Raw genomic sequence first — 16,459 nt, forward strand, 5'->3', positions numbered from 1 at the left:
CCGCAGCATGTGTACCGCCTCTGGGTGATCTGAGCGGCTATTCGCCGACCGGTGCCGTGTCGTCGCCGTTGAAGAAGCGGTCGAGCCAGTCGAGTGAGCGGTTCCGCAGCATCTCGTCGGCCAGTTTCTTGCCGGAGGCCGTCTGCAGGGCCGCCAGAGAGCTGTCGATCCAGGGCTGGATGTTCTGGTTGCCCTGCTCGCGGTACTCGATCGCCTGGGCCAGGCACTCCAGCTTGTCGGCGTCGCGGGCGCAGCGGGACTCCAGGCTGGCCTTGTCCTCGTACTCCGCCACGCTGCCGGAGATCATCTCGGCCACGGGCAGCGGCAGGCCCCGGGTCTGCTCGGCGGTGACCTGTTCGTTGGGCGCCCGCTTGACGTAGGCCTTGGCGAGGTACGGGATGTCGGTCAGCCGCGTCTCCTGGCTGTCGTGGAACAGGCTGAGCAGCGCCGCGCGCTCCGGGATCGCCCCCTCCATCACGGCCACGACCGAGGCGAGGACGGCGGCACGGAACGAGTGGTCCGCGATGCTCTCGGGGTCGCTGACCCCCGCGATGAGCCAGCCGGTGCGCTTGTAGCGCTTCAGGAGGCCGACCTCGTACACGAAACCCGTCAACTGTGCCAGCTCGTCCGGCATGCTGCCCCCTTCGACGATCTACGGTTCCCCGGCCGTAAGGGACTCCTTCCCCGACCGGCCTCGCTGACGCGGCCCGGACGGGGTTCCGCATCCGCCGCCCGGGCCGCGCATGAGGTGTTCGGCACCGCCGCCCGCCCGGATTGGCGGCTACCACGGTCGCGGAACATCCGGCCACCGCCTACGGGCGCTCTCACACCGGTTCTGCCTGGTGAAACGGGCGTACGGTTGGAGGCATGGAGGTTCTCGCCAGCCGCGTGCTGCTCCGGCCGACCGACCTGGAGCGCAGCCGCGCGTTCTACCGCGACACGCTCAAGCTGCCGATCTTCCGGGAGTTCGCGACGCCCGGCGGCACCGGCACGGTCTTCTTCATCGGCGGCGGCTACCTGGAGGTGTCCGGGCATGCCGACGGGCCGCCGCCCACGGAGAGCATCGAGCTGTGGCTCCAGGTCCGCGACATCGAGGCCACCCGGCGCCGGCTCGACGGCGTACGCGTCCTGCGCGAGCCGCGGCGCGAGCCCTGGGGCCTGATCGAGATGTGGATCGCCGACCCGGACGGCGTACGGATCTGCGTCGCCGAGATCCCCGACGACCACCCGATGCGCCGTCGCGCCTAGAAAGCGGTGGCGCCCGCGTTCACCGGCGGGGTGTCCTGGGGTTCATCGTCGATGACGATCAGTACGTCGGTCAGGGCCCGTACGGTCGGCTGCGGCAGGAGGCCGCCGGTGACGAGGTCGTCCACGCGCCGGAAGCCGCCGGTGGCGCGGCGGCGGGCCACGATGTGCTGCGCCTGTGGCACGGTGACGCCGGGAAGCGCGGCGAGGATGTGCTCGGGCACGGCGTTGACGTCGACCAGGCCGCCGTCGTTGAACACCCGGGCAAGGTCGGGCCGTCCGATGCGGAGCTCGCGGGCGATCGCCGGGTAGTGGTAGAGCAGCGTGAGCGCCTGCTCCCGCCGGATCCGCAGCTCCAGCGACCGCAGCGTGTCGTAGTCGGGGGACCCCCGGTGCGGCTTCCGCGCCGGAGTGCCGGGACCGAGCAGCGCGATGTGCACCGCGCCGCCGGCCATCGAGATCAGCAGTGCGATGATGGAGAGCGCCTCGCGCGGGGAGTTCGGGTCGTCGTCGCTGATCGCGACGAACAAGACGACCAGCGCGAAGTACCCGAGCGCGGACAGGCCGAGCGCCAGGCTGCGGCGGCGCACCGTGAGGTACAGCATGGCCGCCCAGGTGAACAGGCCGAAGCTCAGCAGCGGCACCGCGACTCCGAGCGCCCGCAGCGGCCGCCTCCGGCGTCGTACGCTCGTGGGAGGCGCGGCGGGCGGCGGAACCGGGGGCAGGTGGAGCGCCAGCGGGGCGGCGCCCGGCCCCAGCGCGCGGTCCGAGCGCAGGATGGCCAGGTGCAGCTGCTGCAGGCGCTCGCCCGGCTCGACGCCGAACTCCTCGGTCAGGAAGACCCGCGCGTCCTGGTACGCCGCCAGCGCCTCCGCCTGCCGTCCGCACCGGTAGAGCGCCAGGATCTGGAGGTACCGCAGCTGCTCCCGCAGAGGGAACTCCGTGACCAGCCGGCCGAGCTCGGGCACGAGCCGCGCGTGGTTTCCGAGGTCGAGCTCGATCTGCGCGGACTCCTCCAGGGCCGCCGCCCGGTCCTCGGCGAGCCGGTCCCGCGAGGCGTCGAAGTACGCGCCGCGCAGCCCGGCGAGGGCGTCGCCGCGCCACAGCGCGAGCGCCGCCCGGATGTAACGGGCCGCGTCGGCACGGTCGGCCGCCGCCCTGGCGCGTACGAGATGGTCGCGGAAGACGTCCGCGTCGAGGCTGCCGGGCGGCACGTGGAGCGTGTACCCGGCCTCGGTCCACGTCAGGAGCTGCCCCGGGCTGCGCGGCGACCGGCCGGGCTCGAGGATGCGCCGCAGCCCCGCGACGTACTTCTGCACGACGTTGACGCCGTTCTCCGGCGGCCCGTCACCCCAGACGGCGTCGACGATGCGTGTCGTCGGCGTGGGCCGGTTGGCGTTGAGAAGGAGCACCGCGAGGACGGCGCGCTGCTTTCCAGGGCCGAGATCGAGCTCGTCGTCTCCGCGCCAGGCGCGCAACGGGCCCAGGATCTCGAAGGAGACCGCCAGGGCCTCTTCCGGCACGGTCACGAGAGTTCCTTTCCGTGCGGCGCCGACGAGTCCTCGCTGAGCTGGGAAGACGGTCGTACGGCAGTGAATGCGCACCGCGCGGCAGTCAAAGCGCAATGGGCTACAGCATAACGACAGGGATCCGGCATGGCGGCCGAGCAGCATCAGTCGAGTCCGCCGCGTACGGCGGGCGCAGGAACGGCAAGTTCGGAAGGAACAAGACATGTCCTCATACGTGCCCGCGACCGAGCCGAGCGGCTACGCCCCCGGCCAGGGCTCGCGCCGGCGCTCCACCAACGGCCTGGCCGTGGCCGCGCTCATCCTGGGCCTGGCGGGTTTCCTCGGGATCACCATTCTGGTGAACCTCATCCTCGCCCCCGTCGCGCTGGTGCGCACGCGCCGCCGCGGCGACAAGGGCACCGCTCTGGCCGCCATCGGCCTCGTGCTGTCGATCCTGTGGGCGGTCGGCGGCGGGGTGGCCGTGGCACAGCTGATGAAGTCGCCCGACCCCAAGCGCGACGCGAGCGGGCAGATCAGCACGCCGCAGAAGGCCGGTGTGGACAAGCTGCGCGTCGGCGACTGCGTGGCCCGCCAGACCGGCACGGTCACCGACGTCCAGGCGCAGCCGTGCGGCGACACGGGCAGCGACAAGGTGTTCGCGGTCTTCGCGCTGCCGAAGGGGGCCTGGCCCGGCGAGACGGCCTCCGGCGCGGCGGCGGAGAAGGGCTGCACCCTGCGGTACCAGAAGACGCACAAGCGGGCGACCGGGCGGTACGAGCTGCTCTACTTCGCGCCCACCAAGACGCGCTGGGACCTCGGCTACCGCCGGGTCGTCTGCCTGGTCGGCACCGGCTCCTGAGCCCTGGCGTGTGGGGGCGTCGGCACATGCCCAGGACGCGGCGTTCGGCCGCCGCGCACCAGGCCCCGGTCAGGCGGCCCGCCGCGTACAGGACGCTGAGGCGTTCGACTCGCGGTGCCGTCTGACCGGCCGGCCGTACTCCGGCGGGACCGTTGCCCCCAGGGCTCACTCGAACAGGACGCTGATGCTCTCCCGGCGGTGGATGCGGCCGATGGCCTCGGCGAACAGCGGCGCGACCGACACGGTCTCCACCTTCTCCGACAGCGTCACCGGCTGGTTCTCGACCGTGTCGGTGACGTACAGCCGGGAGATCGGGCTGTCGTCCAGCCGCTGCATCGACTTGCCGGTGAACACCCCGTGGGTCACCGCCGCCCGTACGCTCCGGGCCCCCCGGGCCACGAGGGCCTCGGCGACCTCGACGAGCGTGCCGGCGGTGATGGTGAAGTCGTCCACGATCACGGCGTCGCGGCCGTCGACGTCGCCGATGAGGTCGATGACCCGCGCGGCCTCGCTGTGGTCGACGCGTTCCTTGTCGGCGATGGCGAGCGGCGCGCCCAGCCGGGTGGCGAACTTGCGCGCCTGCTTGGCGAAGCCCACGTCGGGGGAGACGACGACCAGGTCGCCGCCGCCGCCGATCGCCTCGGCGAGCATCGGCAGGGCGTACAGGTCATCGACCGGCAGGGTGAAGAACCCCTGGATCTGCGGCGCGTGCAGGTCCATCGTCACGACCCGCGCGGCGCCCGCCGCCTCGATCGCCTGCGCGCACACCCGCGCCCGTATCGAGACGCGTGGCTCGTCCTTCTTGTCGGCCTTGGCGTAGCTGAAGTACGGCATGAGCACGGTGACCGACGCGGCGCTCGCGCGCTTGAAGGCGTCGATCCAGAACAGCAGCTCCATGAAGTTGTCGTTGGCCGGGAAGACCGTCGACTGCACGACGTAGACGTGCCGTCCCCGTACGTTCTGGTTGGCCTTGACGAACAGGTTGCCGTCGGAGAAGCGGATCACTTCGCCCTCGCCGGGCTCGACGCCGAGGTGACGGCAGATCGCCGCGGTGAGCCGGCGGCTACCCGACCCGCCGAACACCAGAAGCTCTTCCATGCCCACTCCCGTCGGTGCGATGCCGCCGCTGTGCCTGCCAGGACCCGATCATGGCAGTTCCCCGGGTGGGCTGGACAGACGCCCGAACCTGATCGGCGGAGCAAGAGAAGGTTCACAGCGTGGCAAAGGCTCCGCGTCGGGCCAAGAACGGCCTCCGCCCGATCGACCCCATGCGACCGGCGACGCTCGGTCCCGACGTCACGCTGGTCGTGCTGCCCTGGGGCAGGGGGGTGACGGGGCGGCAGAGCCGGCCCAAGGCGCCGAAGAACTGGCGGCTCGTCGAGGCCCGCCGCAGCCATCTGGACGGCTGGGCCGCCTGGCGCCGCACCCTCTGAGCCGTAAGGAGGGCCGGGATGATCCCGGCCCTCCTCCCCGATCAGCTGACGACGTCCTTGTTGCGGAAACGACGCACGGCCAGGGCGAGGAACACGATCGCGTACGAGACCGACAACGCCATGCCCTTGATCATGCCGCCCCAGACCATCTGCGGTTGCAGCGCGTCGCTCCAGGCGAACGTCCAGTGCGTGGGCAGGAACTCCCGCCAGTGCCCGAGAGCGGTCACCGCGTCGATGATGTTGCTGACGATCACCAGGCCGACCGCGCCGCCCACCGCGCCGAGGGGTGAGTCCGTCGTGACCGACAGCAGGAACGCCAGTGCCGCCACGACGAGCTCGGAGACGAGCGTGTAGCCGACGATGATGAGCATCCGGGTCAGCGCGGTGCCGTTGGGCAGAACCGCGTCGGTGGCCGGCAGCCGCAGGCGGGCCCAGCCGAAAACGTAGATGCCGGTGATCATCGCCATCACCGGCAGGCTGACCACGGCCAGGGCCGCCAGGGACAGCGCGACGATGAGCTTCTGGCGCAGGAGGCGGACGCGGGGCACGGGGGCGGCGAGCAGATAGCGCAGGGACGCCCAGCCCGCCTCGCTGGCGACCGTGTCGCCGCAGAACAGCGCGACCGCGACGACGAGCAGGAAGCCCGCCGAGACGAACAGCGTGAACGCGGTGAAGTTGAGCGCTCCGGCCGTGGCGACCGTGACCAGCGCCGGGGTGTTCGGGTTGCTCCCGGACGGCGAGCCACCGATCTTGAACGCGGCGGCGAGGACCCACGGCAGCAGGAGCAGCACCACGAACGCGATCCAGGTACGCCGCCGCCGGAGCTGGCGGGTGAACTCCACCCGCAGCGGGAGCGTCTTGCGCGCGTTGTAGCTCGCGTCCCCGCCCCGCCTGCCGGTCGTCACCGTCATGATTCCTCCCCGATCAGGGCCAGGAAAGCGTCCTCGAGACGGCGGTGCGGCGTCACCCGTTCGACGGCGACGCCGCCCGTGACGAGCGCGGCCACGACCGCCGACGGCGCGGAGCCGTTGATCCGGACGAGCACACCCGGCTCGTACGGCTCGGCCTTCTCGATGCCCTCCAGCCCGGTCAGCACGTTCATCGCCCGGTCGACGTCCGGCGTGCCGACGACGATGGAGCCGTCGTGCCCGGCGATCTCGCCCACCGGGCCCGTCGCGACGAGCCGGCCCTTGTGCATGACGACGACGTCGGTGCAGGTCTGCTCGACCTCGGCGAGCATGTGGCTGGAGATGATGACCGTACGGCCCTCGGCGGCGTACCGGACGAGCACCTCGCGCATCTCCGCGATCTGGGGTGGGTCCAGGCCGTTGGTCGGCTCGTCGAGCACGAGCAGGTCGGGCAGGCCGAGCATGGCCTGCGCGATGGCCAGCCGCTGCCGCATTCCCTGGGAGTAAGTGCGGACCGGGCGGCGTACGGCGTCGCCCAGTCCGGCGATCTTCAGCGCCGCCTCGATGTGCGACTCGCCGCGCCCTGCGGCCCTCCAGTACAGCTCCAGGTTGTCGCGACCGGACAGGTGCGGCAGGAAGCCGGGCCCCTCGACGAACGAGCCGAGCCGGGACAGCACCGGCGCGCCCGGGCGTACCGGCTCCCCGAAGATGCGGATCTCCCCTTCGTCGGGATGGATCAGGCCCATCAGCATGCGCAGGGTCGTCGTCTTCCCCGCGCCGTTGGGACCGAGCAGCCCGCAGACCTGCCCGCGCTCGACGCGGAACGACAGGTCGTCCACTGCCAGGAAGCCGTTCTTGTAGCGCTTCGTCAGCCCGCTGATCTCCAGCGGGACCGTCACGTCCGCCTGGTCGCCGTGCCTGCGGCGGCGTCGCGAGGTCGCCATGATGAGGACCGCCGCGACCACCGCGATGGCCGGCAGGCCCCACACCCACCAGGGCAGTGGGGCGGGCGGCGTGCGCAGCGCGGGCACCTCCGGGACGCTCAGCGGCGACTCGACCGCCACGGTGTAGGTGGCCGGGCGCGCCGGGGAGACGAAGCCCATGTCGGTGGCGCTGAAGACGACCCGGATCCGGTGGTCGGCCGCGAAGCGGTGGTCCATGGGCGGCAGCGTCACCTGCGCCGTGCCCTCCAGGTGCAGCGGCGCGGCGATGCGGCGGGCCAGGGAGGCCTGCCCGTCGGGACCGACGTCGTACACCTTGGCGAAGAGCGTGGGCCGATCGGCGCCCGTACGGTCCCGCGCGGTGGTGGTCACGCGGAGCCGCAGCCCCGCGGCGCCGGTCAGCTGCACCGGCGAGCTCAGCGGCTCGGAGTCGAACGTCGCGGACTGGCCGGGCAGGTTCAGGTCGATGCCGCCGCCGGGGAGCGCGCTGAGGCCGCCGAGCAGGCCCAGGCCGGGCATGGCGGAGATCGACGAGGGGGAACCGCCCGCGGGGTTCTGGATGGCCTGCTGCTCACCGCTGAGCGGGATCGAGCGGCGCGCGGTGCCGGACAGCCCGGGGTAGTGCGCGGCCGAGGCGGCGCCGATGGTGACCCGCTGCGTCGAGGAGTCGATGCCGCCCGAGCGCGTGACGGTGAAACCGCCGCCCGTGAGCGGCGGGCCGCCCTTGAGGTAGTGGTCGAACCAGTCGGAGACGAGCCCGTCGACGCGGGCGGTCTCCGGGTCGCCGCCGTCGTGGCCGCCCTGGAACCAGACCGTACGGACCGGCGCGCCGGTGATCGCGTGGGCGTTGCGGTCGGACTGGTCGAGCGGGAACAGCGAGTCGGTCTGGCCTTGGACCAGCAGGGTCGGCACGTGAATGCGGCCGGCGACCGAGGAGGGGCTGTCACGCCGGAGCGTCGCGATGGCCTCCGGCGTCGGCTGTCCGGTCTCGGCCACCTTCTGGTACATCGCGCACAGCGACGGCAGGAACCGTCCACAGGCTGTGGACGACGCCCCGCTCGTGAAGAAGATGCCGGCCCAGGCCTTCTTGAAGACGCCGTTCGCCGCGCCCTTCCCGGTCGCGTCGGGGAACAGCGAGTCCGCGAGGTCGTACCACGTGATCTGCGGGGCGATCGCGTCGATCCGCCGGTCGTACGCGGCCGACAGCAGCGAGATCGCGCCGCCGTAGGACGCGCCCGCGATGCCGACCCGCGGGTCGCCGGGGCCGTCGAGGCGGACGTCGGGCCGGCGGGCCAGCCAGTCGACGAGCTGCCGGACGTCTTTCACGTCGTAGTCGGGCGAGTCGAGCGTGATCTCGCCGCCGGACTGGCCGAATCCGCGCGCGGACCAGGTGAGCACCGCGAAGCCGCGCCGGGCGAGCTCCTCGGCCTGGGCGCGGGTGCTGTCCTTGCTCGCGCCGAAGCCGTGGGCGAGGATCACGGCGGGCGCGCGCCCGGCGGTGTGCACGGGTTCGTAGAACGTCGTGTCGAGACCGACGTGCTGGTCGTCCTTCGGCCCGTCCACGACCGTGATGCGCTGGTCGATGGTGGTCACGCGTGGCCTGTCGTCGACGGTCGCCCAGGTCAACGCCCCCGCGAGCACGACCGCGACGCCGGCGATGGCCGCCGGCCTTCCCCATCTCATGTCAAGACCTTATTCGGCGTGCCAGGCGGTGAGGGCAGGCCCGGTACTTGGGCGCTCGCGCAAAGTGCGATGATCCCCAATGATGTTCCCGGGCGACGCGGGCCGGCCGCGGTACCCGCGGGGTTTTCCCCCGCGCGGACAACCCGGACCGGGCCGCGACCGTCCTCTCCCCTGAGGACGAGAGAACGGAGGCCACGATGCGCGGCGCGCGGCGCCCCCACGCACGGCCCGGATTGATCGCGGTAGTGATCGCTCTCTGGGTGGTGATCGCGGCGATCGCCCTGACGGGCACGCTCATCGCCGCCTTCTCCCAGGAACACCCCGTGCACTTCTCCACGCCGGTGAAGATCTACCCGGTGTCGCAGGAGATCCCCGGCCCGCAGTGCCCGGCGGGTGTGCAGGGCGCGATCGGGCAGAGCGCGGCCGGTCCGGTCTGTTACCAGCTCACGACCGGCATCACGATCAAACGGGTCAACGACCTGCACGTGGAACGCGCCACGTCCGGCGGGTACGCCGTGTCGCTCAGCCTGATCCCGGCCGACGGAAAGGCGCTGACCCGCCTGACCCGCTCGGCGGTCGGCCGCCCGTACGCGCTGACCGTACGCGACCAGGTGGTGGCCGCGCCGCGCGTGGACGCCCCGATCACCAAGGGCCGGATCCTGATCAGCGGCAACCTCACCCGCGACGCCGCTAACACCATCGTGAGCCGCCTGAAGGGCCGGACCGCGCAGTCGGCCTGACGTCAGATCGCGTGCAGGGCGGACGCGCCCGTACGCGCCTCGCGGGCGACCGTGTCCAGCGCCTCCTGGGACTCGGCGTCGGCCGCGCGGTAGACGATCAGCCGCCGGCTGAGATCGCCCAGCGGGGTCAGCACGTCGTACGCGATGGAGAACGCGCCCACGCGCGGATGCAGCAGCGCCTTCGTCCCGTGGCCGTTCACCATGACGTCGCGGCGCTCCCAGAGCCGGGCGAACTCCTCGTCCTGCGAGAGCCTCTCGACCAGGCTCGCGAGCGCGGCGTCGTCCGGATGCGCGGCCCACGCAGCGCGCAGGTCGGCGATGCCCTCGCGGATGATCCGCTCCCGGTCGCGGTAGAACCCGGCGAACGCCGGGTGCAGCACGCAGAGGTAGAGCGCGTTGCGCTGCTCGGGCGGAAGGCCGGGGAAATCGAGCATCAGCCAGGCCATCTCGGGGTTCCACGCGACGATGTCGAAGCGGTGGTCGATGACCATGGCCGGCAGCGGTGACAGGGCGCTGACCAGCGCGGCCAACGCGGCGGTGTCGCCGTCGGATCGTCTCCTGGCCGCGGACCAGTGCCGGGTCAGGTCGAAGAGGTACGCGCGCTCGTCGTCGCTCAGCCGCAGCGCGCGGGCGAGCGCGTCGAGCACGTCCGGGGAGGGGCGCAGCCCGCGGCCCTGCTCCAGCCGGATGACGTAGTCGACGCTCACCCCGGCCAGCTCGGCGACCTCCTCCCGGCGGAGGCCGGGCGTGCGGCGGGTGCGGCGGCGCCGCGGGAGGTCGACGGCCTCCGGGTCGAGGCGTTCGCGCCGCGCCCGCAGGAAGACCCCGAGTTCGTGCGCCACGTCGACGTTCGCGGTCATGGGCTCGAATCTACCTTCCTGGGAGTGCCGGTCCCATGATCGATCTTCCCTTACGCCGCCCTCGCCGTCCGGCGCACGCTTGCCGTGACGGATCGGCCGATGGCCGGCCGGAATCATCGAAGGAGAACATTCTGTGGCTGGATCACTGGACGCCTACCGGCTGCTGGGCCGCTCGGGCCTGCGGGTGTCGCCGCTGGCGCTCGGGACGATGACCTTCGGCTCCGACTGGGGCTGGGGCGCCGGCGAGGACGAGGCCCGCCGCATCTTCGACACCTACGTCGACCGGGGCGGCAACTTCGTCGACACCGCCAACCAGTACACCAACGGCACCGCGGAGCGGCTGGTCGGGGAGTTCGCCCGGGACCGGCGCGACAGCCTGGTCATCGCGACGAAGTACACCCTGACCTCACGCCCCGGCGACCCCAACTCCGGCGGGAACCACCGCAAGAGCATGGTCCGCTCGGTCGAGGACAGCCTGCGCCGGCTCCGTACGGACTACGTCGACCTGCTGTACCTGCACGCGTGGGACTTCACGACGCCCGTGGAGGAGGTCATGCGGGCCATGGACGACCTCGTACGCGCGGGCAAGGTCCTCTACGTCGGCATCTCCGACACGCCGGCCTGGCAGGTCGCGCGCATGCAGACGATCGCCGACCTGCGCGGCTGGTCGCCGCTCGTCGCCCTGCAGATCGAGTACAGCCTGATCGAGCGGACGGTGGAGCGCGACCTGATCCCGATGGCAGGGGAGATGGGGCTCGGCGTCATTCCGTGGTCGCCGCTCGGCAGCGGCGTGCTGACGGGCAAGTACACCCGGGACGACCTGGACCTCGGGGACGGCTCGTCCGCGGCCGAGGGCAGCCGCAAGAACGTCGCCGCCGCCAACGGCGCGCTGACCGAACGCGGGCTCGCCATCGCCGACGTCGTACGGAAGGTCGCGAGCGACCTCGGCGTGACGTCGTCCCAGGTCGCCCTCGCCTGGACGACCCGCGACGCGCGGGTGACGGCACCGATCATCGGGGCGCGGACGGTCGAGCAACTGGAGGACAACCTCGGCGCGCTGGACCTGACGCTCTCCGACACGGCGCTGGCCGACCTGAAGACGGCCAGCGCGGTCGACCTCGGCTTCCCGCATGAGTTCCTCGCCCGCCCGATGACGCGCAACGTCATGTTCGGCGACCTGCGGATCGAGCGGGCCTCTTGAGCCATGCGGTCAGTCGATGCGCCAGGTGTCGCCGCTGCCGAGGAGGTCCGTGAGGTCGCCCGGACCCTGCTGGGCGACGGCCTCGTCGAGCTGCTCGCGCATCAGCGCGTCGTACGTCGGGCGTTCGACCTGCCGGAAGATGCCGATCGGGGTGTGCTCGAAGGTCGGGGAGTCGAGGCGGGACAGCGCGAACGCCAGTGACGGGTCCTCGCTCTTCGCGTCGTGCACGAGGAGGTCCGGCGAGTCGGCCGGGACGACCTCGATCGCGCCCGACGGCGCGCGCCGCAGGCCCTTGTCGCGGTCGGCGCCGAACACGATCGGCTCACCGTGCTCCAGCCGGACCGTCACGTCGTCGCGCTGCGACGGGTCCTTCAGCGGGGCGAACGCGTCGTCGTTGAAGATGTTGCAGTTCTGGTAGATCTCGACGAGTGACGTGCCGTTGTGCTGGGCCGCGGCCCGCAGCACCGACTGCAGGTGCTTGCGGTCGGAGTCGATGGTGCGCGCCACGAACGACGCCTCGGCGCCGATCGCGAGGGAGATCGGGTTGAACGGGGCGTCGAGCGAGCCCATCGGCGTCGACTTGGTGATCTTCCCGACCTCCGAGGTCGGGGAGTACTGGCCCTTGGTCAGGCCGTAGATCCGGTTGTTGAACAGCAGGATCTTCAGGTTGACGTTGCGGCGCAGCGAGTGGATCAGGTGGTTTCCGCCGATGGACAGCGCGTCGCCGTCGCCGGTGACCACCCAGACCGACAGGTCCGGGCGGGAGGACGCGAGCCCGGTCGCGATCGCCGGCGCGCGGCCGTGGATCGAGTGGAACCCATAGGTGTTCATGTAGTACGGGAACCGTGACGAGCAGCCGATGCCCGAGACGAACACGACGTTCTCCCGCCGGAGCCCGAGCTCGGGCAGGAACCCCTGGACGGCGGCGAGGATCGCGTAGTCACCGCACCCCGGGCACCAGCGGACCTCCTGGTCCGTCTTGAAGTCCTTGGCGGTCTGCCGCTCGGAGTCCTTGGGGACGAGAGCGAGAGGATCACTCATGAGCTGATCACATCCTGGAGGACGTCCTGGAGTTCCTCGGCCTTGAAGGGCAGGCCGCGGACGCGGTTGTAGCCGATCACGTCGACGAGATAACGGCCGCGCAGCAGCAGGGCGAGCTGGCCGAGGTTGATCTCCGGCACCACGACCTTGTCGTAGGAGCGGAGCACCTCTTCGATGTTCGCGGGGAACGGGTTGAGGTGACGCAGGTGGGCCTGGGCGATCCGGCCGCCGGCGGCGCGGATGCGGCGTACGGCGGCGGTGATCGCGCCGTAGGTGCCGCCCCAGCCGAGGACGAGCACGTCGGCCGCGCCGGAGGGGTCGTCGACGGCCAGCGGCGGGATGTCGCGGGCGATGCCGTCGACCTTGGCCTGGCGCAGGCGGGTCATCAGGTCGTGGTTGGCCGGGTCGTAGGAGATGTTGCCGGTGCCGTCGGCCTTCTCGATGCCGCCGATGCGGTGTTCGAGGCCGGGCGTGCCGGGCACCGCCCACGGCCGGGCGAGCGTGTCGGGGTCGCGCTTGAACGGCAGGAACTCCTCGTCCGGCACCGCCTCGGCGAAGCCCGGCGTGATCTCGGGCAGCGAGTCGACGTCGGGGATCTGCCACGGCTCGGAGCCGTTCGCGAGGTAACCGTCGGACAGCAGGATGACCGGGGTGCGGTACTTCACCGCGATCCGTGCCGCCTCGATCGCGGCGGCGAAGCAGTCGGACGGTGTGCACGGCGCCACGACCGGCACCGGCGCCTCGCCGTTACGGCCGTACATCGCCTGCAGGAGGTCGGCCTGCTCGGTCTTGGTCGGCATGCCGGTGGACGGGCCCGCGCGCTGCACATCGATCACGATCAGCGGCAGCTCGGTGGCGACGCCCAGGGCGACCGTCTCGCTCTTGAGCGAGATGCCGGGGCCGGAGGTGGTCGTCACGCCCAGCGATCCGCCGAACGACGCGCCGAGCGCGGAGCCGACGGCGGCGATCTCGTCCTCGGCCTGGAACGTACGGACGCCGAAGCGCTTGTGCTTGGACAGCTCGTGGAGGATGTCGGAGGCCGGCGTGATCGGGTAGGAGCCGAGGAACAGCGGCAGGCCCGACCGGCTGCTCGCGGCGACGAGGCCGTAGGCCAGTGCCACGTTGCCGGAGATGTTGCGGTAGAGCCCCGGCGGCAGCGTCGCCGGCTTGACCTCGTAGGACACCGAGAACGACTCGGTCGTCTCGCCGTAGCTCCAGCCCGCCTGGAAGGCCGCGATGTTGGCCTTCATGATCTCGGGCTTCTTGGCGAACTTCAGCTCCAGGAAGCGCACGGTCGCGTCCGTCGGCCGGTGGTAGAGCCAGGACAGCAGCCCGAGGGCGAACATGTTCTTGGCCCGCTCGGCGTCCTTCTTGGAGATGTCGAAGTCTTCGAGCGCCTTGACCGTCATCGAGGTCAGCGGCAGCGAGTGGATGCGGTATTCGTCCAGCGAGCCGTCCTCGAGCGGGCTCGCGGCGTAGCCGACCTTGGCCAGCGCGCGCTTGGTGAACTCATCGGTGTTGACGATGAGATCCGCGCCGCGCGGCAGGTCGGCGACGTTGGCCTTGAGCGCGGCGGGGTTCATCGCCACCAGCACGTTGGGCGCGTCGCCGGGCGTGACGATGTCGTGGTCGGCGAAGTGCAACTGGAAGCTCGAGACGCCCGGCAGGGTGCCGGCGGGCGCGCGGATCTCGGCGGGGAAGTTGGGAAGGGTCGACAGGTCGTTGCCGAAGGCGGCCGTCTCCTGGGTGAAACGATCGCCGGTCAACTGCATACCGTCGCCAGAGTCGCCCGCGAAGCGGATGATCACGCGATCAAGTTGTTGGACCTGCTTGGTCACGGAGCAAGACCTCCTCGACGAGCAGCACTTTTCCGGTGCAAGGCGTCCGTGTCCGTAGTGCTACTTAGGCTTACCTTCATGCTACGTCCAGGGTGGCGTGGTTAAGACTTGGTTCGTGCGGACCTGGATGTGATTCGCGCGGCATACGACCGCGGGCCACCCCCGATCCCCACGGAGTCGTTTCCCCGCTGCCGGCGGACGCAAGCGTGCCGCGGGTGCATACCTGCGGGCCTCCGGCGAGCGACGTTCCGACCACGAGCCGGACTATAGGCGGTCGCGCTGTCGTCCCGCTTAAACGGCAGGCGGCCGGCTCGCCGGGCGCGTACGCACCCGTGAGCCGGCCGCCTGCCTCAAGAAGACCTTCAGCTGCCCTGCTGCTCCTGAGACAGCTTGCTGAGCAGGCTGCTGACGTCGCCGCTGGAGTTCACGGTCGCGTCGAACGTCGAGCTCGCGTGGATGGTGAACCGCCCGTTGTGTGAGCGATACCACGACGACCAGGACCCGCCGCTGGTACGGCAGGTGATCGTCGTCTGGTGGCTGGGCGTCGTCGTGCCGGTGCCCTTGCACGTCGACACGGTCGGGCCGTCGCCCCAGAACCTGGCGTTCATCGTGACCTTCACCGAGGAGGTGGAGCCGCCCACCGAGGACGGCATCACGCTGCCGTGCACGGTGCAGCCCGACTCGGTGCAGCTACCGAACTGGATCTTGCCCATCGGCAGCATGCTGATCGACGGGTCGTACGCGTCCTTGAGAGCCTGGACGTCGCTGCGGAGCTGGGAGAAGACCGGGCTCATCGCGCCGGCGGCCAGTGACTTCACGTCGAGGGCGTACGAGTCGCTGCCCGCGGTGCCCTCGATCCGCAGCAGGCGGTGCGGCGAGCTCTTGGAGATGTAGTACGTCGTCTCGCTGACCGTCATCTTGATCGCCGGAGTGCTGCCGGCCGGGGTGTTGACCGCCTGCGGGTCGTTGCCGGCCTGCCCCAGGACCTGCGCGAGCTTGGACGGTGAGAAGTCGGCGAGCTTCAGGTCGGTGGCCGAGTCCGGGGCCTTGGACCACTTGCCGTCCGCCTTGTCGGCCGCGGTCGAGGACTGGCCCTGAGCGGTCCAGAAGGTGGAGTCGGCCTTGATGTAGGACGAGTCTCCGACGTCGACGCGCGTGACCGGGGAGCCGTGCGAGGTGTAGGAGGCGTGGGCGCTACCGGCCTTCGTCACGTTGAACGTCGCCTGGCCGCCGCCGTACGTGCCGGTGTAGGTGGCGCCCGCCGCCTGGCCGAGCGCCTGGCCCGCCTGTGCGGCCGCCTTGCCCGAGGTCTTCTTCGGGTCGTCACCGGATCCGCCGCCGATCATGACGACGATGACCACCAGGATGATCAGAGCGAGGACGCCGCCGCCGATCGCCAGGAAGACGCCCGAGCCGCTCTTCTTGGGAGGCTGCGGCGGCGGCCCGTAGCCGTACGGCTGGGACGGCCCGGTGCCCCACGGCGGAGGCCCGCCGGGTCCACCCGGTCCGCCGGGCCCGCCCGGACCACCCGGTCCGCCGGGGCCGGGGCCGGGGCCGCCCGGCCAGCCGCCGCCCTGCGGTGGTCCCTGCTGCCACTGGGGCGTGCCACCTGGAGGCGGCCACGAACCCGGCTGGCCTCCCTGGCCTCCCTCTGGCCCCATGGTCATGGCTCCCCCTAAAATGAACGCCGCTCGTCGCCGTGACCTTACGGTTTGCGGCTATGTCCGACAAGTGATGTAGCCGTTTCTGTTACCTGGCGGAGACCGCCCCGCAAAAGGATGATTCGCCGGTCTGAGCGTACGGTGCTCCAGCGCATTACGCTGACCTCATGCACGGCTACTACGGGACCTACGTCAGCGTCGTCGTGTTGTTCCTCATCGGCGGTCTGATCGTCGGCGGAGGAATGCTGGCCAACCGGTCGCTGCGCCCGCACCGGCCGACGCGCGAGAAGCTCACGACGTACGAGTGCGGAGTCGATCCGGTCGGCGACGGATGGGCGCAGTCCTACGTCCGCTACTACGTCTTCGCCTACCTCTACGTCATCTTCGCAGTCGACGCGGTGTTCCTGTTCCCCTGGGCGACCGTGTTCTCCGCCAAGGGGTACGGATCGGTCACCCTGGGGGAGATGTTCGTCTTCCTGGCCTTCATCGCGGCGGGGCTCGTGTACGCCTGGAAGAAGGGTGTGCTCGGCTGGGTCTGAAA

15 protein-coding genes are annotated in these 16,459 nt (G+C 71.1%); 6 read left to right on the top strand and 9 right to left on the bottom strand.

The features are described 5' to 3' along the window. Positions 1 to 37: 37 nt before the first annotated feature. The gene (locus QWU11_RS25605) at positions 38 to 634 is read right to left on the bottom strand and encodes an HD domain-containing protein (RefSeq protein ID WP_290116947.1); all 597 of its coding nucleotides are present in this window, start codon (positions 632 to 634) and stop codon (positions 38 to 40) included. A 233-nt stretch (positions 635 to 867) separates the two neighbouring features. On the opposite strand from QWU11_RS25605, the gene QWU11_RS25610 reads away from it, so the two are divergent. Continuing rightward, entirely contained in the window at positions 868 to 1,248 is a 381-nt protein-coding gene (locus tag QWU11_RS25610; protein ID WP_290116948.1) for a VOC family protein, read from the top strand. On the opposite strand, the gene QWU11_RS25615 is transcribed toward QWU11_RS25610, so the two are convergent. Then, a complete protein-coding gene (locus QWU11_RS25615) occupies positions 1,245 to 2,774 on the bottom strand; it encodes a BTAD domain-containing putative transcriptional regulator (protein WP_290116949.1) in 1,530 nt (509 codons plus the stop codon). The genes QWU11_RS25610 and QWU11_RS25615 overlap by 4 nt on opposite strands. A gap of 202 nt (positions 2,775 to 2,976) precedes the next feature. Here QWU11_RS25615 and QWU11_RS25620 point away from each other — a divergent pair, with 202 nt between their 5' ends. Beyond that, positions 2,977 to 3,612, top strand: coding sequence for a DUF4190 domain-containing protein (locus tag QWU11_RS25620; RefSeq protein ID WP_290116950.1), 636 nt, complete (start codon positions 2,977 to 2,979; stop codon positions 3,610 to 3,612). 165 nt (positions 3,613 to 3,777) lie between these two features. Here QWU11_RS25620 and QWU11_RS25625 read toward each other — a convergent pair whose 3' ends face one another. Beyond that, on the bottom strand, positions 3,778 to 4,710 hold the full coding sequence (locus QWU11_RS25625; RefSeq protein WP_290116951.1) for a ribose-phosphate diphosphokinase: 933 nt from the start codon (positions 4,708 to 4,710) through the stop codon (positions 3,778 to 3,780). A gap of 119 nt (positions 4,711 to 4,829) precedes the next feature. Here QWU11_RS25625 and QWU11_RS25630 point away from each other — a divergent pair, with 119 nt between their 5' ends. Continuing rightward, positions 4,830 to 5,045 carry a hypothetical protein gene (locus QWU11_RS25630; RefSeq protein ID WP_290116952.1) on the top strand — a complete coding sequence of 72 codons (216 nt, stop codon included), beginning with the start codon at positions 4,830 to 4,832 and terminating at the stop codon, positions 5,043 to 5,045. A 41-nt stretch (positions 5,046 to 5,086) separates the two neighbouring features. Here QWU11_RS25630 and QWU11_RS25635 read toward each other — a convergent pair whose 3' ends face one another. After that, positions 5,087 to 5,956 carry an ABC transporter permease subunit gene (locus tag QWU11_RS25635; RefSeq protein ID WP_290116953.1) on the bottom strand — a complete coding sequence of 290 codons (870 nt, stop codon included), beginning with the start codon at positions 5,954 to 5,956 and terminating at the stop codon, positions 5,087 to 5,089. Further along, positions 5,953 to 8,577, bottom strand: a complete 2,625-nt coding sequence (locus QWU11_RS25640) for an alpha/beta fold hydrolase (RefSeq protein WP_290116954.1) — start codon at positions 8,575 to 8,577, stop codon at positions 5,953 to 5,955. The genes QWU11_RS25635 and QWU11_RS25640 overlap by 4 nt, the downstream gene beginning before the upstream one ends. 245 nt (positions 8,578 to 8,822) lie before the next feature. On the opposite strand from QWU11_RS25640, the gene QWU11_RS25645 reads away from it, so the two are divergent. Further along, complete coding sequence (locus QWU11_RS25645) at positions 8,823 to 9,317, top strand: hypothetical protein (protein ID WP_290116955.1); 495 nt, start codon at positions 8,823 to 8,825, stop codon at positions 9,315 to 9,317. Positions 9,318 to 9,319: 2 nt separating this feature from the next. Here the strand turns inward: QWU11_RS25645 and QWU11_RS25650 are convergent, their stop codons facing one another. Continuing rightward, positions 9,320 to 10,177 carry a helix-turn-helix transcriptional regulator gene (locus QWU11_RS25650; RefSeq protein WP_290116956.1) on the bottom strand — a complete coding sequence of 286 codons (858 nt, stop codon included), beginning with the start codon at positions 10,175 to 10,177 and terminating at the stop codon, positions 9,320 to 9,322. A 133-nt stretch (positions 10,178 to 10,310) separates the two neighbouring features. On the opposite strand from QWU11_RS25650, the gene QWU11_RS25655 reads away from it, so the two are divergent. Next, complete coding sequence (locus QWU11_RS25655; RefSeq protein WP_290116957.1) at positions 10,311 to 11,378, top strand: aldo/keto reductase; 1,068 nt, start codon at positions 10,311 to 10,313, stop codon at positions 11,376 to 11,378. Positions 11,379 to 11,387: 9 nt separating this feature from the next. Here the strand turns inward: QWU11_RS25655 and QWU11_RS25660 are convergent, their stop codons facing one another. The 3 genes from QWU11_RS25660 to QWU11_RS25670 form a co-directional block, all read right to left on the bottom strand. Further along, entirely contained in the window at positions 11,388 to 12,419 is a 1,032-nt protein-coding gene (locus tag QWU11_RS25660; RefSeq protein ID WP_290116958.1) for a 2-oxoacid:ferredoxin oxidoreductase subunit beta, read from the bottom strand. Beyond that, on the bottom strand, positions 12,416 to 14,257 hold the full coding sequence (locus QWU11_RS25665; RefSeq protein WP_290116959.1) for a 2-oxoacid:acceptor oxidoreductase subunit alpha: 1,842 nt from the start codon (positions 14,255 to 14,257) through the stop codon (positions 12,416 to 12,418). The genes QWU11_RS25660 and QWU11_RS25665 overlap by 4 nt, the downstream gene beginning before the upstream one ends. Positions 14,258 to 14,619: 362 nt before the next feature. Continuing rightward, on the bottom strand, positions 14,620 to 15,918 hold the full coding sequence (locus QWU11_RS25670) for a hypothetical protein (RefSeq protein ID WP_290116960.1): 1,299 nt from the start codon (positions 15,916 to 15,918) through the stop codon (positions 14,620 to 14,622). 167 nt (positions 15,919 to 16,085) lie between these two features. Between QWU11_RS25670 and QWU11_RS25675 the strand changes: the two genes are divergently transcribed. After that, the gene (locus QWU11_RS25675) at positions 16,086 to 16,457 is read left to right on the top strand and encodes an NADH-quinone oxidoreductase subunit A (RefSeq protein ID WP_290116961.1); all 372 of its coding nucleotides are present in this window, start codon (positions 16,086 to 16,088) and stop codon (positions 16,455 to 16,457) included. Positions 16,458 to 16,459 lie beyond the last annotated feature (2 nt).

Source organism: Actinomadura sp. DC4 (genome assembly GCF_030406325.1).
Taxonomy (GTDB): Bacteria; Actinomycetota; Actinomycetes; order Streptosporangiales; family Streptosporangiaceae; genus Actinoallomurus.

Bases quoted from the DNA above. Each gene is read 5' to 3' on its own strand.
- QWU11_RS25650 (WP_290116956.1), bottom strand. From the start codon at position 10,177: ATGACCGCGAACGTCGACGTGGCGCACGAACTCGGGGTCTTCCTGCGG.
- QWU11_RS25625 (WP_290116951.1), bottom strand. From the start codon at position 4,710: ATGGAAGAGCTTCTGGTGTTCGGCGGGTCGGGTAGCCGCCGGCTCACC.
- QWU11_RS25660 (WP_290116958.1), bottom strand. From the start codon at position 12,419: ATGAGTGATCCTCTCGCTCTCGTCCCCAAGGACTCCGAGCGGCAGACC.
- QWU11_RS25635 (WP_290116953.1), bottom strand. From the start codon at position 5,956: ATGACGGTGACGACCGGCAGGCGGGGCGGGGACGCGAGCTACAACGCG.
- QWU11_RS25640 (WP_290116954.1), bottom strand. From the start codon at position 8,577: ATGAGATGGGGAAGGCCGGCGGCCATCGCCGGCGTCGCGGTCGTGCTC.
- QWU11_RS25610 (WP_290116948.1), top strand. From the start codon at position 868: ATGGAGGTTCTCGCCAGCCGCGTGCTGCTCCGGCCGACCGACCTGGAG.
- QWU11_RS25675 (WP_290116961.1), top strand. From the start codon at position 16,086: ATGCACGGCTACTACGGGACCTACGTCAGCGTCGTCGTGTTGTTCCTC.
- QWU11_RS25670 (WP_290116960.1), bottom strand. From the start codon at position 15,918: ATGGGGCCAGAGGGAGGCCAGGGAGGCCAGCCGGGTTCGTGGCCGCCT.
- QWU11_RS25620 (WP_290116950.1), top strand. From the start codon at position 2,977: ATGTCCTCATACGTGCCCGCGACCGAGCCGAGCGGCTACGCCCCCGGC.
- QWU11_RS25605 (WP_290116947.1), bottom strand. From the start codon at position 634: ATGCCGGACGAGCTGGCACAGTTGACGGGTTTCGTGTACGAGGTCGGC.